The 13,963-nt window shown below is 64.4% G+C and carries 16 protein-coding genes; 12 read left to right on the top strand and 4 right to left on the bottom strand.

The window, feature by feature from the left end:
* The first annotated feature begins 2 nt into the window (after positions 1-2).
* The 3 genes from E0L29_RS10275 to E0L29_RS10265 are packed head-to-tail and all read left to right on the top strand — an operon-like array spanning position 3 to position 3,048.
* Positions 3-413, top strand: coding sequence for a 3TM-type holin (locus E0L29_RS10275; RefSeq protein ID WP_131358618.1), 411 nt, complete (start codon positions 3-5; stop codon positions 411-413).
* Positions 410-1,648, top strand: a complete 1,239-nt coding sequence (locus tag E0L29_RS10270; RefSeq protein WP_131358615.1) for a phage terminase large subunit — start codon at positions 410-412, stop codon at positions 1,646-1,648. The genes E0L29_RS10275 and E0L29_RS10270 overlap by 4 nt, the downstream gene beginning before the upstream one ends.
* Positions 1,649-1,650: 2 nt before the next feature.
* Complete coding sequence (locus tag E0L29_RS10265) at positions 1,651-3,048, top strand: hypothetical protein (protein ID WP_131358612.1); 1,398 nt, start codon at positions 1,651-1,653, stop codon at positions 3,046-3,048.
* 105 nt (positions 3,049-3,153) lie between these two features.
* Here the strand turns inward: E0L29_RS10265 and E0L29_RS10260 are convergent, their stop codons facing one another.
* Both E0L29_RS10260 and E0L29_RS10250 read right to left on the bottom strand, forming a co-directional pair.
* On the bottom strand, positions 3,154-3,792 hold the full coding sequence (locus E0L29_RS10260) for a PEP-CTERM sorting domain-containing protein (protein ID WP_165498886.1): 639 nt from the start codon (positions 3,790-3,792) through the stop codon (positions 3,154-3,156).
* Between the two features lie 1,033 nt (positions 3,793-4,825).
* Positions 4,826-5,146: a helix-turn-helix domain-containing protein gene (locus E0L29_RS10250; RefSeq protein WP_131358606.1), complete on the bottom strand. Its 321-nt coding sequence runs from the start codon at positions 5,144-5,146 to the stop codon at positions 4,826-4,828.
* Positions 5,147-5,524: 378 nt separating this feature from the next.
* On the opposite strand from E0L29_RS10250, the gene E0L29_RS10245 reads away from it, so the two are divergent.
* From E0L29_RS10245 to E0L29_RS10210, 9 genes are all read left to right on the top strand, one after another.
* Positions 5,525-5,761 (top strand): hypothetical protein, encoded by a 237-nt coding sequence (locus E0L29_RS10245; protein WP_131358603.1) that lies wholly within the window; start codon positions 5,525-5,527, stop codon positions 5,759-5,761.
* A gap of 23 nt (positions 5,762-5,784) precedes the next feature.
* The gene (locus E0L29_RS11700) at positions 5,785-5,919 is read left to right on the top strand and encodes a hypothetical protein (protein ID WP_278248914.1); all 135 of its coding nucleotides are present in this window, start codon (positions 5,785-5,787) and stop codon (positions 5,917-5,919) included.
* Positions 5,916-7,331: a hypothetical protein gene (locus E0L29_RS10240; RefSeq protein ID WP_131358598.1), complete on the top strand. Its 1,416-nt coding sequence runs from the start codon at positions 5,916-5,918 to the stop codon at positions 7,329-7,331. Before E0L29_RS11700 ends, E0L29_RS10240 begins: the two co-directional genes overlap by 4 nt.
* On the top strand, positions 7,328-7,579 hold the full coding sequence (locus E0L29_RS10235) for a hypothetical protein (RefSeq protein WP_131358595.1): 252 nt from the start codon (positions 7,328-7,330) through the stop codon (positions 7,577-7,579). Before E0L29_RS10240 ends, E0L29_RS10235 begins: the two co-directional genes overlap by 4 nt.
* A 47-nt stretch (positions 7,580-7,626) precedes the next feature.
* Positions 7,627-7,929, top strand: a complete 303-nt coding sequence (locus E0L29_RS10230) for a hypothetical protein (protein ID WP_131358592.1) — start codon at positions 7,627-7,629, stop codon at positions 7,927-7,929.
* On the top strand, positions 7,926-8,747 hold the full coding sequence (locus E0L29_RS10225; protein ID WP_131358589.1) for a hypothetical protein: 822 nt from the start codon (positions 7,926-7,928) through the stop codon (positions 8,745-8,747). Before E0L29_RS10230 ends, E0L29_RS10225 begins: the two co-directional genes overlap by 4 nt.
* On the top strand, positions 8,662-9,174 hold the full coding sequence (locus tag E0L29_RS10220) for a hypothetical protein (RefSeq protein WP_131358586.1): 513 nt from the start codon (positions 8,662-8,664) through the stop codon (positions 9,172-9,174). Before E0L29_RS10225 ends, E0L29_RS10220 begins: the two co-directional genes overlap by 86 nt.
* A 29-nt stretch (positions 9,175-9,203) precedes the next feature.
* The gene (locus tag E0L29_RS10215) at positions 9,204-9,473 is read left to right on the top strand and encodes a hypothetical protein (protein ID WP_131358583.1); all 270 of its coding nucleotides are present in this window, start codon (positions 9,204-9,206) and stop codon (positions 9,471-9,473) included.
* Positions 9,474-9,634: 161 nt separating this feature from the next.
* Entirely contained in the window at positions 9,635-10,312 is a 678-nt protein-coding gene (locus E0L29_RS10210) for a PEP-CTERM sorting domain-containing protein (RefSeq protein WP_131358580.1), read from the top strand.
* 538 nt (positions 10,313-10,850) lie between these two features.
* Here the strand turns inward: E0L29_RS10210 and E0L29_RS10200 are convergent.
* Positions 10,851-12,986 (bottom strand): hypothetical protein, encoded by a 2,136-nt coding sequence (locus E0L29_RS10200; RefSeq protein WP_131358577.1) that lies wholly within the window; start codon positions 12,984-12,986, stop codon positions 10,851-10,853.
* Complete coding sequence (locus E0L29_RS10195; RefSeq protein ID WP_131358575.1) at positions 12,983-13,942, bottom strand: hypothetical protein; 960 nt, start codon at positions 13,940-13,942, stop codon at positions 12,983-12,985. Before E0L29_RS10195 ends, E0L29_RS10200 begins: the two co-directional genes overlap by 4 nt.
* Positions 13,943-13,963: the final 21 nt, after the last annotated feature.

The following is a 13,963-nucleotide window of genomic DNA, read 5'->3' as shown; positions in this document are numbered from 1 at the left end:
CCATGGGCGTTCCGGTTATCGGGGAGATCATCGCGGCGGTGGGTTCGGTCATCGACGAGCTCCATACGAGCGGCGAGGAGAAGAACGCCGCCGCGCTGGAGCGGCTGAAGCTCGTCCAGCGGCAGCTCGTCGGTCAGCAGGAGATCAACCGGGAGGAGGCCGGGCACGCGAGCGTCTTTGTCGCCGGATGGCGACCGATGGTAGGGTGGGTGTGTGCGGTGGCGCTGGCCTATGCGGCGATCCTGGAGCCGGTGGGGCGGTTCCTGGCGGTGGTGCTGTTCGGGTACCGGGGGGAGTTTCCGGCGGTGGATACGTCGGTGACGATGCAGGTGCTGCTCGGCATGCTGGGGCTCGGGGTGATGCGGAGCTGGGAGGGGAGCCGGGGGGTGAAGCGCAGCTCCCTTGAGCGATGAAGGTCACCATCCGCAAGGACCGGATGCTGCCGCACCAACGGGAGTTCTGGGAGTGCAGGAAGTTCCTGAACCTGCTCGTCGGCGGGTACGGGTGCGGCAAGACCCATATCGGGGCGCTGAGGGTGATCTGGCTGAGCTACCTCAACCGGCCCTATCCGGTGCTCTACGTCAGTCCGACCTACCCGCAGGCGCGCCGCACCATCATCTTTACCCTCGAAACCCTGCTCTCGGAGGCCGGGGTCCGCTACAGCTACAACAAGAGCTATCATGAGATCCGCATCCCGGGCTGGGGCGGGCTGATCTGGATCGCCAGCGGCGAGATCCCCAATTCGCTGAAGGGGCCGAACGTGGCGGCGGCCGGCATCGACGAGCCGTTCATCCAGAAGCGGGAGACCTTCGAGGTGATCCTTTCGCGCGTGAGGGAGAACAAGGCGCCGCACAACGAGATCTTCCTGACCGGGACGCCGGAGCAGCTCAACTGGGGCTACGAGGTGGCCATGAACGACGAGGGGCGCTTCGACATCCAGGTGACCTACGGGCGCACGGAGGACAACACCCACCTGAGCGCTCAGTTCATCTCGATGCTCAGGAGCGCCTACGACGAGAATCAGGTGGCGGCGTACATGAACGGGATGTTCGTGAACCTGACGAAGGGGAGGGTCTACCGCTATTTCGAGAGGACGGAGCATGTCAGGGCGGCGGAGTCCCTCCGGCCGGGGCCGGAGGAGGCCGTCCAGGCGGGGATCGATTTCAATGTGGAGTACATGACGGCGGAGCTGTTCGTCCGACGCGGCGACCGGCTCCATTTCTTCGAGGAGATACGCCTGGCCGATGCCGATACCTACCTCCTGGCCGACCTGCTGCACGGGAAGTATCCCGGCATAACGCTCTATCCGGACGCGAGCGGGAGCAGCCGGAGGACGAGCGCGAGGAAAAGCGACCACACGATCCTGCGCGACCGGGGGTTCCGTGTCCTGGCGCCGAAGGCCAATCCGGCGGTGAAGGACCGGGTGAATGCGGTCAACAACCTGCAGCGGACCGGCCGGCTGACGGTCGGCGACTGCCCCCATCTGGTGAAGGATCTGGAGCGGGTGGTGTGGAAGAGGGGGGAGCTCGACAAGCATTCGGATCCGAAGCTCACCCATGCGAGCGATGCGGCGGGGTACGCCGTCAGTTACCTCTTCCCGGTGAGGATAGAGCGGCCGTATGAACAGCCAACCGTCTGGAGGGTATAGCTATGGCTACTGCGAACAGCGCGCTTCCGTCCCTTGCCTCGCTTTTCGAGAAACATCCGCTCTACGGGGCCTACAGTGCGGAGTGGGAGTATTACCGAGAGAGCTACCAGGGGGGGAAGGCCTACCGGGATGCACGGCTGCTCTATCCCTACCGGTTCGAGAAGGATGCGCGGGGGGCTTCGATGTACGAGGAGCGGCTCGGCCAGACGCCGCTCGACAACCACGCGGAGAGCACCCTGCACACCTACTCGTCGTTCCTGTGGAAGAAGAAGCCGCAGCGGGACCTGGGCGTGCTCGCCGACGATCCGGAAACCCTGGCGATGCTCCGGAACGCGGACCTGGAGGGGACGCCGCTCGACGAGTTCATGCGGGCGGTGCAGATCCATACGGGTATTTACGGCCATGCGTGGATCGTCGTCGACAAGGCCCCGCACCGCTGCCGCACGCTTGCCGAGGAGCGCCGCAACGGGATCCGCCCGTACCTGGTGCGCTATGATCCGCCGAGCGTCTACAACTGGGTGATCGAGCGGACGGCGGCGGGGGCGGTGGAGACCGCCTACCTGAAGGTGGTCGAGGAGGAGCAGGGGGCCGGCGGGGTGAGCTCGAAGACGGTACGGATCTGGACGCGGGAGCGGACGGAGGCGTACCGGGTGGGCGGTAATGCGAACAGGGTGGAGCTCCTCCACAGTGCGCCGAACCCGATCGGGATGGTGCCGGCCATCTGCCATTACGGGCGGAGCCGGCTGCATCGGGGGGTCGGGGCGAGCGAGATCAAGGATGTGGCGCGGCTGCAGCAGAGCATCTACAACGATCTGTCGGAGCTGGCGCAGACGATCCGCAACACCAACCATGCGACCCTCGTGAAGAACCCGGAGGACGATCTGGCGGGAGGGGCCGGCGGGGTGGTGGTGATGGCGGAGAGCACGGAGGCGGGCAAGAAGCCCTATCTGCTGCAACCGCAGATCTTCCAGCTGGACGGTATCATCAAGAGCATCGAGAAGAAGGAGGAGATGATCAACCGCATGACGCATCTGGCGCCGGTCAGGAGCGTCAGGACGCAGGCCGAGAGCGGCGAGGCGATCAAGACGGAGTTCCAGCTGCTGAACGCATTGCTTTCGGAGATGGCCTCGGGGCTGCAGATGACGGAGTACCGGATGCTGGAGATCTTCTGTCGGTGGCTCGGAAAGGAGCGGGAGGGGGAGCGGGTAATCATCAAGTACCCGGAGAAGTTCGAGCTGCGGGACCGGCAGCAGGACCTGAACCTCCTGAAGGAGGCGGGTGGGCTGACGGTCAACAGCCCGACGTTCCAGCGGGAGCTGCAGAAGCTGGTCGCCTCCATCGCGCTGGAGGACGATGCGCAGCTGGAGGAGATCAACGGGGAGATCGAGGGAAGCGGCTGAGACGGCTTCCATGGCGAGCGAGCGGCGGTGGGCTGCTGCTCGAGGGCGGGGAGGGGGAAAAGAGAACGCCCGGAAGGGAGGTTCCGGGCGCTGCGGGTGGGGGCTTCAGGCGGCCTGCTGCAGCAGCTGGCGTTTCCTGATGAAGGCGACGGCGAGGCCGCCGATGCCGAGCAGGAGGTAGGTCGAGGGTTCGGGGACGGGGCTCGCTTCAAGGGCGGCACCTAAAAGGGAAGAAGAGCTCCCTAGGGTTATTGTGCCACCGTCGTAACTGCTGATGTCAAATGTAATGTAGTTGGTATCCCAGTGCGTGTCCTCCGGGAATGTAGTTGGTGTGCTCCCACTCACCGCTGTGCCGTTAATTGTGACTACTGGTGCCAACAGCGAGGAGTCCAGATAGTATAACGTTAGCGTGTCATATCGGCCGGTCGGCACATTTGACATAGTGACCGTATTGTAAAAATAGCTATTGTCGAAGATAGTGGTGTTATAAGCGCTAGATTGGTAGTAGACTTGTATGCCATCGTCGTACGTTACAACATGGTTGGTAGCATCGAGCGAGGTAGGGTTGTTCCAAGTCCTATCAAATTGGTTGAAAGTAGTGCCAGCAGAGTTCGCGCTAAAATTGAGATAGATTATGTCTGCCTCCGCCCTCGCCGGCGAAAGGTACAGTGCGCCGCTCAAGGCGATGACGGCTGCGAAGGTCTTCGCCAGCCGTGAAACCATTTTAGGGTATTTGTCTTGCATGCTAAGGTGTTTTTTTAGAATACGTTGACGGTGTTCGATAGTATTTGCCCTCTCAATGCTTGTCCATTCTTGCATGATGGCGCCGGATCGCTTCCGGAGAAAGATATGCTATTAATGTAGTATAATGCGGAGAAAAAATGCAAGAGAAACTGCCAAAAATCTTGTTTTATCGGGGCTTTAGCTGCAAGCGTCCCCTCCCGTTGACGGGCTTGAATTCCTTGCTGTTGCGTTGTTGAAGAATTCAATTCTTCGCCGGGCGGCACGCAATCGCCGCTCGGGGAGATGACGCGCAGCTGGAGGAGATCAACGGGGAGATCGAGTTGAATGGCGGGTGAGTATCTGGGCGTGGCATCCTGATCCCGTGTACGTAGTATCCTGCGGTTAGGTTGTCATATCCACCCCGACCGTAAGCTCCGCCCCTCGGCAACGAGCCTGCACCGTCTTCGGGTGACGCGCACGCCGGCTTTGCCTGGCAGGGAGCCTCAGTGATGAGGCTCCCCGCAGTACGTTGCCTGTTGGCACCGCTGGCTCATGGGTGGACTGGGCGATGCCGGCGGTGTGTCACGGGCAGAGGGGAAAACAAACGTGAGCAGCCCGAACGGGAATGACGCTGCAGCGGGGTGAAGCGCTTCATCGGCAGAACGGAAAAAGGCTTTGACTTAGGGGGGGGCGGCGTGTGGCGACGAATCCCGCACAAGGCTTCGTGATTTCGGGGCATCTTCGACCCAAACAGTTCCTCAGCGGTTCCTCAGCGGTTCGGATGTCATACCCGCCGCCTCCTCGAGGGCGTTGGCCTCTCGGGCCATAAGACTGTTCAATACCCTTCTTCGTTCAGTTTTCGGTACTCCTCGCATCCCGCCTGGTGTCCATTGTCACAAGCCTTGCCAAACCACTCTTTTGCCTGTCGTTTATCCTGCCTCACGCTGCTGAGCATGGGCTGATTGATGCGGACTACGGTGGGGGGAGAGGAGGGGGGGGTCGAGAGGAGGGGGGGCATCATAGTAAAAAGCCCCGGTTCTTGCCGGGGCTTTTTTTATTTCTGGTCGATCGGTGGGTGATCTTTCGGCAGCAGCAGTTTCATCGCCTCCAGCATCAGCCTTCCGGCACTTTCGAAATCGTGTTGCCGTCGTTCGGCACTCTCCAGCAGCATCGGCCCCTCTCCGGTTAGCAGCCAGTGCAGGTTGACCCCTTTTGTTCCAATATTTGCGATAAGGTGATCGATCTTTGGCTTGCTTCGACGACATCTCCAGTTTGAAATCGTCGTTTCCTTCTCTCCTATTATATCTCCTAAGGCCCTGTTTCCGCGAGCGTTAAGGGCCTCTTCCAGTCTTTCGACGATAATCTTGCTGTCCATTGTGCCGTAAAAATAGGTTGTTGTTTTCTTGTATGTAATCCAATTTCTACGCAGAATATCCAAAGAAGGAAGGAGAATTCATAGCGGAATGTGCAAACAGAGGAAAAAATGGGGACAGCCGGCGACCATCGTCGGCAGCTGCGCGGCGGGAGCGCGAGGAGCTGCTTGGCCGGATAACAGCCCGATAGGGCAGGAGGTATGAGGAGAGAAGCGGTCATGGCCGGCACGACGGCCGAGGGGGAACGGGGCCGACGAACGGGTCGCAGCGTTCCTCGGCGGCAATGAGCAGGCCGTAATCTCGATAGCATTCGTCACAAGCGGGCAGGGCGGAGGGCTCGCTGCAACACGCCGGGAACCGGGGTGCAACAGGAGGGAAGGATGAGCATGACAATGGCAGCAGCGACAGAAAAAAACATGGAGACTCGGGTGCCGGCAACACCCTGCCGGGAGATCGTGCTGCAGATGCAGCTCTCGCAGGACGCCATCGCCGAGGCCTGGATGCTCTATCTCAAAGTGCAGGGGCTCGACCCCGTGATGGTCAGCGTGACGGCCGGCGAGTCGGGTATCAGCGCCAACGTCCACATACTCGGCCTCGAAGAGGCGGCGCGCCGGTGAGGGCGCGCCGGTTCACGCAAACCATGCTGACGCAGGCCATCGTGATCCTCTTCGGCATCTCGGCAGGTGGCGGCGGGGCATGGTGTGCCGAGGCCGGGTTCTGGGCGTCGGCGATCCTGCTCGTCATCCAATGCAGCACACTCAACAACGACGTATGAACGACTCGGCGCAGCGCCATATCCGCCTCGAGCGGATCAGCCTCAGGAACTCTACGGGCATCGAGGCCTTCGGCATCACGCCCGAGGGCAGGGGTGCCGCCATACGGGGCGGCACCGGCACCGGCAAAAGCACGGTGGCCGACGCCCTCGGCTGGCTGCTTTTCGACAAGAGCCAGGCGGGGGAGCAGGTCTTCTCGTTACAGACGCTCGAGGCCGGCAACGAGGCGCTGCACGGTCTCGAGCACTCGGTCGAGGCGACCCTTTGTGTCGGGGGTGCGGCCACGACGCTCAAGAAGAGCCTGAACGAGCGGTGGAGCAGGAAGAAGGGGGCCGCCGCGCCGGAATGCATCGGTCATGAAACCCTCTACCATATCGACGGCGTCCCGAGGACGAAGGCCGAATACGACGAAGCCGTCCGGGCGCTCTGTCCCGAAGAGCAGCTCAGGCTCATCACGAGCGCTTCGTATGGCACTTCGTATTCCAATGCTCTCAAATGGCCGCAGCGGCGCCGCCTGCTGCTCGACATCGGCGGCGAGGTGAGCGGCCAGGAGGTCGTCGACGCCCATGAAAATCTCGGGGAGGGTCTCGGGGAGGGGTTCGGGGAGGTCGAGGCCGTCTTCGACGGCCACACCCTCGACGAGCGGATGAAGAGAGGGCGGGCGGCAATCCTCTCGGGCGATACGGCCGATATCGGGGCGAAGATCACGGAGCTGAAGGAGGGCCTCCGCAGCGGGAGCCTGCAGCGGGAAGATGCACTGCAGAGGAGCGCCCGGCAAAAGGATGCCGCACGTGCCGAGGTCGAGGCCTTCCGGCGTGTGATTGAGGACGCCACGGCCGCCGCGGACTATGCCGCTAGTGCCGTCGGTACCCTTCAGGAGGAGATCGAAGGGCTGCGGGCAAAATGGAGCCGTGAGCAGGCCGCGGTATACGATGAAGGATCCTGCCCCTTCTGCGGCCGGGAACTCCCGGCCGGGGAACTTCGCCGGTGCTTCAGCCAGGAGAAGGCCAGGAGGCTCAAAGCGATCGAGGCCGGTGTCGCTGCCAGTGCCAAAGAGAAGGCGCGGCAGGAGGCGACGCTGGCCGTCCTCTGTGAGAAGATCGAGTCCGGCAGGCGCCGCATGCAGGAGGCTGAAGCGCGCAGCGCGGCTCCGGTGCCGCCCTGCGAGCTTCAGCCGCGCGCCAGGGAGCGTGGGATCGCGGAGCTCGACAGGGAGATCTCGGGCATCGAAGCCGAACTCGCCCGTGACGACTCGATGGCCGAAACCGGCGAAACCCTCGTCCCTTCGCCGGGCGGCGCCATGGTCCCCTGGAGCGACGCCGGCACCGGCGCAAGGCTGGAGGCCGGCCCGGAGACCAGGCCCGTCGCCGACAGGGCGGGCCGGGAGTTCAGCATGAAGGAGGAGCCGGAGTGAACGAAGAGCGGATTACGGGGGGTGCTCCCTCACGTGAGGCGCTCGAGCGGGAGCATGCTGCAACCATGCGGCGCCTCGATCTCCTCAGAAAGGAGTTTGCCGACTATGTCAGAATCCAGTCCGAGGCCGCCGTGCCGCCGGATGTGGCCGATTCGGTCGCCATGATCGAAAAGACCTTCAAGCGCCTCATGCAGCACGCCGAGCAGAGCGCAAGGCGGCGCTACGCCGCCCGGCTCGGCGAACGCTGAGGCCGCTGTTCCCCGCATACGTATCTCACAACCAAACCCTGTCGCCTATGTTGATCAAAAGAGGAAACGGAAGCTATGTCCAGATGTCGACGAGGCCCCTGGAGAGCCGGCCCGAGTATTGGACGGAGTGCCGGGGGTTCGGCCACGGCTTTTCGCAGCAGCTCCATCTCGATGAGCAGGAGCTGCTCAGGAGGAGGGGGGAGTTCATCGTCTACGAGAGCTGTCGGAACCGGCACTGCATCGATGTGATCGGTAAGGGGGCCGGATTCATCGACAGCACCCGTGCGGGCGTCTTCAGGCGCTTTTTCGAGTGGGCCGATGCCAAAGAGGATCGAAAGGAGGGTCGATGAGGGCGGGGGAGGCCGTCGGCGGCAGCGGGGCGGCGGAGGGCTCCGGCGGATGGGTGAAGCTCCACCGGCAGCTGGCGCAGTGGGAGTGGTATACCGACGCCAACACCTTCCGGCTGTTCGTGCACCTGCTGCTCATGGCCAACCATGCCGACACCCGGTGGCGCGGACAGCGTGTCCGCCGCGGCCAGGTGCTGACGGGGCTCGAGCAGCTCTCGGGCGAGCTGAGGCTTTCGGTGAAGAGGGTACGCGTCGCGCTCGAGCACCTCGTTTCGACAGGCGAAGTGACAAACCGTTCGACAAACCGCTACCGGGTGATAACCATCACCAACTACAGCTTCTTTCAGGGCGGAGTAGAGCCGAAACGGCAGGCCGGAAGGCGGGCGGAGGGGAAGGAGGATGGGCCGAAAGAGGGCAGGCAAAGGGCAGCATCCAAGAAGGGAAAGAATGAAAAGAACGAAGAGTCCCTGGGGAAGGGCGAAGCGGAGGGGCTCTTGAATCCGGGGTTTTCGGAGGGGTTCATGCATGGGGTGTGGGCGTTCTACGCCGCCAACAAGAGCCGTCCGTACCGGAACGCCAGGGTCCAGAACGTCGCCCTCCGCCAGCTCCATGAGATGAGCGGGGGGAGCGAGGAATGCGCCGGTGAGGCGCTGCGCCAGACCCTTGCCAACGGCTACCAGGGCTTCACCTGGTACTTCAGCCGCAACCAGCAACCAAACCTGGAGGGAGGCAGTCATGGCAGAGGAGCAGAGGGGCCTGCAAAGAGCGACCACGCAGCGCTCATGCAGGCAATCGCAGATCGCGCGAAGGGAATGGGATGAGCGGGCCTCGCAGGGTGAGGTCATGGAGATGCTCGCCGAGGTGCAGCGCTCGAAGGGGAAGTGGTACAGCGAGGTGATGGCGCGCTTCTACGCCTCCGCCGTCGCCGAACGCACGAGAGAGCATCTCGATGGGCTCGTGGGGGCGGTCAGGGGGACGGGGATCAACCGCTCGGATCTCGTCGTGGTGGCGCGCCGGCTGCGGCAGGGGGAGTTTTCGGGAACGACCTATATGCCGCTGCCCGACGAGGCGGCCATCATCCGCACGGTGCGGGAGGTGCAGCGCGAGGGGGTCGGTAGGCGGGCCGCCGAAGAGAGGGCGCCGCTCGAGCTCGAACCCGTCGACATGAGCGAGTACGAGGGCATGAGCGAGGAGGAGAGCTGGAACGCCCTTGTTGAAAAGGCTTACCGGAAGCTCGGCGGCCGGTAGCATCAATCCAACCCCAGAGCCCGAAGCGTATGAGCCAGCCCGGAATCCACCGCCCCCCGCTCAGAGCCGCCGTGGCGCCGGCGCGGCTGCCGGAAGACGGGGAGGAGCGCTCCCTCCAGAAGGCCTCGAGGATGGTGGAGCAGAAGCTGCTGGCCGGCAGGACCTGCATCATCGGCCGGTGCACGCACAGCCGCCGCGGGCGGCTCTATGCGGATGTGCTCGGAATGGGGCGGGTGTACGGGAACAGTCTTGAGGAGCTGGAGCGGGCGGTGGTGGAGGGGCCGCTGTACAGGGTGTAGCTTCTCCGGGCGATACGCGCGTGCCCGGCACGGGCTCGGGCGTCGGGGTTTGCGGTGGCGCATAATTTTTGTATGTTCCCGTATGCATTCGTGTGTTTTTGTGTGGGGCGGTGCGGCGTTCTTGCCGGCGGCCCCTCCCAACCACAGTACGGGAGGATAGGATGACGATCTCCAAAACGATCAGGCTGCTGGCGCTTTCGGCGCTGCTTCTCCTTGCCCCGCGTCCGGCCCTTCTGGCTGCGGTCGCCTACATCAACCTCGGCGGCGGGCCCGTCGCCGGCGGCGACGACGCCTACTTCGGTATGGACTGGGCGGCGGGCTCGATGGTCCAGGGTCCCGGTACCGCCCTGTACAGTGCGTCGGGTTTCGACTACGTCCTCGGAAGGGCGGTTGCGGACGACTATTTCAATATCTCGACGCCCGACATGCAGTCTGCCGGCGGGATTTTCGCCACGGGCATCCTCGACGACGCCCGGAACACCGTCTCGTTTACCAACCTGGACGCCGCCGGAACCTATACCCTCACCGTCCTCTCCTCGAGCGCTACGCTCTCGAATACAGAGGGGCTCGCGGCGGTGGGCGAGGTGACGGTGGTGGGGTCGGGTGTCTATAGCACCACCTACGCCATCACCGGCACGAGCGCGCAGTCGCTCACCTTCTTCGACTCCTCATCCTCATATGATCCGACGTCGCCCGGCGTCCTGTTCGCGCTCAGCATCGAGGGCGAGCCCTCTCCCGTGCCGGAGCCCGCTCCGCTGCTCCTTTTGGGGGTTGGGGGGCTTGCCCTCTTCGCCCTCGGGCGGCGGGGCCGGATGGCGGAGCCGGCGCGGGGCTCTTGAGCGGCGTTGAGAGCTTCGGTCGCTCTTGTTCCTTTCGCCTTTTCGTCACTCTTTTCGTCACTCTTTTCGTCACTCTTTTCGTCACTCTTTTCGTCACTCTTTTCGTCACTCTTTTCGTCACTCTTTTCGTCACTCTTTTCGTCACTCTTTTCGTCACTCTTTTCGTCAATAAAAGCGGATGCGAAACGCCCTGAGGGGGGGCAAAGGGGGTGCGGAGGGGGTTGCGTGGGGTGGTTGCCGAACGCGCCGGAACGCGGGCGCCTGTAGCGGCATGTGTTGAAGAGAGGGTCTGTTCTTCAGCGCGCCTGTCGTTTTTTTTCTCTCCGTTCTTCCTTCCCTCCCCGTTCCCTTGTTCTTCCCTCTGCTCTCGTTCTCCTGCTTCTGCTCCCGCTCTCCGTGTAGCCGCTTCTCGGCGCCCGTTGGCGTTCCGGCCCTCGGGGCTCCGGCGCCGTGCGCCGCTTCCGGCTCGCCCTCTTCATGCGTGGGGGGGCTGGTCCATGGCCGTCGTTGGGGGGGAATGCTCGTTGGGGGGGAATGGTCAGGAGAAGCTGGTGAGGGTGATGAGGTAGAGGAGGCCGATGTAGAAGGGCCAGTAGAGGTAGCGGAAGATGAGCCCGTTGCGGTAGGCGAAGAGCGGGAAGCGGTGCTCTTCGGTGAGGGCGATGGCGATGAAGATGTTGGCCAGGATGGCGAAGTAGATCATGAAGTAGATCTTCTCGACGTAGAGGATGTCCTCGGCCACCACCTCGCCGCGGGCGTTTTTGACGGCGAAGATGAGGAAGAGGGTGAGGGTGGCGCCGATGACGGAGGTGCGCATGGCGTCGAAGTTGAAGCGTTTGCGCCCTTCGGCGTCGTTGGTGATCATGCGGATGCCGGAGTAGAGGATGGTCAGGATGACGAAGACCGGGATCAAAACGGAGACGAAGGTGCCGACCCAGTCGCGTCCCATGGAGACGTTGAGGACCAGGTCCTTGAGGTAGCGGTCGCCGTCGGCCAGTCGCTGGCCGTAGTCGATGCCGTAGGTGTGGCGGCTGAGGGTGAAGTAGGTGTCGTCGATGCGCCATCCCGGTACGGAGAAGTTGTCGGCCACGAGGGTGCGGGCCGAGGGGGAGAGGAGTTTGTAGGCCGCCAGGTCGGGGATGAAGAGGACGGGCGAGAAATCCTTCGGGGGTCGGATCCTCAGCGTGATGTCGAGCCGGTCGAAGGGGTAGAGGCTGGTTTTGAAGTCCTGGCGGATCCGGGTGGTGAAGGAGCGGCCGACGACGGTGTGGCCCCCCTCCCTGATCCGGTACTCCTCCTGCAGCCGGGTCTCGATCTGGTCGGGGAAGCGCAGCCCTTCGGCGAGGGCCGGATCCGTTCCGTCCGGTATCCGCTGCCAGAGGATGCCGGAGAGGTCGGCCGTCTGGCTGGCCTCGTCGAGGCGGGCCGAGCGGAGCAGGATCCCGGTCTCGATCGCCTGCGGCTCGGGGGCTCCGCTTCTGCGGGCCTGCCGGCGTTCCGCTTCGAGGTGGCGCTCGACCTGGAGCGTCGTGGTGATGCACCCCTCGGCGTAGGGCGAGGGCTTGCCCCGGGCGACCTGCAGGGTCCAGAGGGCCAACAGGCCGGCAAGCAGGAGCGCGGTCGAGAGGAGGGAGAGGCGGCGTATCCCGGAAAGGGAGGGTCCGGAGCGGCTGAAGAGGAAGAGGGTCAGTCCCGAGAGGAGGAGGAGGGCGACGGCGGCGCTCAGCAGCTGCAGGCTGCGCCGCTTGAGCACGGCGTCGGAAACGGAGAGCTCGCCGGTGACGAGTGTCACGCCGCTCATCCATCCGGTCCGGGCCACCGGCTCGAACCGGACGAGGGAGGGCTGCCGGGAGAGCTCGTTGGGCTCCAGCACGGTCGTCGGCTCGCCGTTCCTGAAGGCGGCCGCGACGGCGGCGGCGTTGCCGGCCGAGTAGGCGGCGGCTGCGTGCCGGAGGATGTTGAACCCCCGGACCAGCAGCTCCCGGGAGGGGTGGGCGATGAGCGCGCCTTCGCGCTCGGCGATGAAGCGGTAGCCGTAGCTTCCCATGTCGCGGCGGTTGAGGAGGCTTGTGAGCTGCTCCATCTGGACCCCGGCCTGGATCCAGCCGATCGGTTGTTCCTCCTTCGGCGCGATCGGCAGCAGGTAGGCGGCCGTCATGGCGTGCTTTCGGCCGTCCCAGCGGGCGGGCTGCCATCCCGCTGCCGGCGCCGCTTTTGGCGTCTCTGCGGGCCGGGCCCGTTCGGTGAGGGTGAGCCGGAGGCGCCTGAAGACCGGTTCGAGCTCCTTGTGTTCGAGGGCGCGCCGGAGCCCCGAGGCCGAATCGACGAGGCAGAGCTCGAGCGATACCTTCCAGGGGCTGTCGGCCTCGCGGCGGTAGACGAGTTCGACGAACCGGCGTTCGTCGAAGGGCGAGGCCTCGAGCGCCTCTTGCAGCTCCGCCGTGTAGCGCTCGACCTCCCGCGCGTAGGATTCGATGCGGCGCGCGTCGGCCATGGTGCCGTTGACGGCCCTCGCCTCGATCGTCTTGTGGTTGGTATGCAGCAGGAGGGCGAACGAGGCGCCGAGGTAGAGGGTCGCGGCCGCGACGGCGAGGGTGAGCCCGAGGAGGAGGCGCTTCGGGAGGGGGCGCAGGAGGAGGGGGCGCGCTCCGGTGGTGGGCGGGCTTGTCTTCACCGTTCCTTCCCCCTCCCTCCGCGGTTCGTGGAGGCCATGGCGAAGGCGGGCAGGATCAGGGCGCAGAGGCCCGTCAGGGTGAAGGCGAGCATCGAGCGGTTGCGCATCGAGTAGAGCTCGTCCATGGGAATCCAGCCGACGAGCAGGTACTCGTCGGTGACCCGGTACCTGCAGTAGCTCTCCGTTCCCTCCACCCGTGCGCGGCACTCGCCCGCTTCGCCCTTGATACGGTGGCGTTCGAATCCCGCTTCGGCGATCTGCCTGCCCAGCAGCGTTTCGCTGCCGGCGCTCTGGATCGTTCCGTCCAGGTCGGCGACGAGCAGCGCCCCGCTCTTGCCGATGCGCATGTCCGTCGCGATTTTTGCGATGTCGGCGGCCTCCATCGCCCGCTGGAGGCGCTCGGGCCGGTAGCCGGTCTGCACGATCCCCCTCCGCTCGATGCGCGCTACGCCCGTGTACTGGAAGAGCTCCTTGTCGATTCCCTTCGGCATGGGGCGCTGGGCGAGGGCGAATGCGGGGTAGTCGACGGCCAGCATGAAGACGGCCGACTGCGGGTCGGAGTCGTAGCGGTAGCCGACGTAGCCGGGCTTCGTCGAGGCCGTGAGCACCCCGCGCTCGTCGGCGACGTGCAGTTCGTCGACGTTGAGCATCTTCCGGTAGGCTTCGAGCCGCGAGGGCGAGGAGAGGAGCGTGGGGTCGAGGGCGATGGCGGAGGCGAACGCCCGCGTCTTGGCGATCGACTGCTCGTCGGATTCGGCCCGGAGGGCCTCGAGGGTCCGCCGGTTCCGTTCGATCCGTCCGGCCGCGTCGTCGAGGTTGAGCGAGATCTCCCGCGAGGCGTCTTCCTGGGCCAGCTCGGTCTGCAGGACGAAGAGGATTGTGGAGGCTCCGAGGAAGAGGATCGTGGCGATGAGCGGCATAAAGCGGAGCAGTCCGGCCGGGAGTCGGGGGGGCATCGGAAGAGGGCGGTTTAAGGG

This window comes from Chlorobium sp. N1 (assembly GCF_004332115.1).
In the GTDB taxonomy this organism is placed as follows: domain Bacteria; phylum Bacteroidota; class Chlorobiia; order Chlorobiales; family Chlorobiaceae; genus Chlorobium.
This window is presented reverse-complemented; position numbering and strand designations above follow the sequence as displayed.

Bases quoted from the DNA above. Each gene is read 5' to 3' on its own strand.
- E0L29_RS10210 (WP_131358580.1), top strand. From the start codon at position 9,635: ATGACGATCTCCAAAACGATCAGGCTGCTGGCGCTTTCGGCGCTGCTT.
- E0L29_RS10240 (WP_131358598.1), top strand. From the start codon at position 5,916: ATGAACGACTCGGCGCAGCGCCATATCCGCCTCGAGCGGATCAGCCTC.
- E0L29_RS10215 (WP_131358583.1), top strand. From the start codon at position 9,204: ATGAGCCAGCCCGGAATCCACCGCCCCCCGCTCAGAGCCGCCGTGGCG.
- E0L29_RS10245 (WP_131358603.1), top strand. From the start codon at position 5,525: ATGAGCATGACAATGGCAGCAGCGACAGAAAAAAACATGGAGACTCGG.
- E0L29_RS11700 (WP_278248914.1), top strand. From the start codon at position 5,785: ATGCTGACGCAGGCCATCGTGATCCTCTTCGGCATCTCGGCAGGTGGC.
- E0L29_RS10225 (WP_131358589.1), top strand. From the start codon at position 7,926: ATGAGGGCGGGGGAGGCCGTCGGCGGCAGCGGGGCGGCGGAGGGCTCC.
- E0L29_RS10230 (WP_131358592.1), top strand. From the start codon at position 7,627: ATGTTGATCAAAAGAGGAAACGGAAGCTATGTCCAGATGTCGACGAGG.
- E0L29_RS10270 (WP_131358615.1), top strand. From the start codon at position 410: ATGAAGGTCACCATCCGCAAGGACCGGATGCTGCCGCACCAACGGGAG.
- E0L29_RS10265 (WP_131358612.1), top strand. From the start codon at position 1,651: ATGGCTACTGCGAACAGCGCGCTTCCGTCCCTTGCCTCGCTTTTCGAG.
- E0L29_RS10195 (WP_131358575.1), bottom strand. From the start codon at position 13,942: ATGCCCCCCCGACTCCCGGCCGGACTGCTCCGCTTTATGCCGCTCATC.
- E0L29_RS10250 (WP_131358606.1), bottom strand. From the start codon at position 5,146: ATGGACAGCAAGATTATCGTCGAAAGACTGGAAGAGGCCCTTAACGCT.
- E0L29_RS10220 (WP_131358586.1), top strand. From the start codon at position 8,662: ATGGCAGAGGAGCAGAGGGGCCTGCAAAGAGCGACCACGCAGCGCTCA.
- E0L29_RS10275 (WP_131358618.1), top strand. From the start codon at position 3: ATGGGCGTTCCGGTTATCGGGGAGATCATCGCGGCGGTGGGTTCGGTC.
- E0L29_RS10260 (WP_165498886.1), bottom strand. From the start codon at position 3,792: ATGCAAGACAAATACCCTAAAATGGTTTCACGGCTGGCGAAGACCTTC.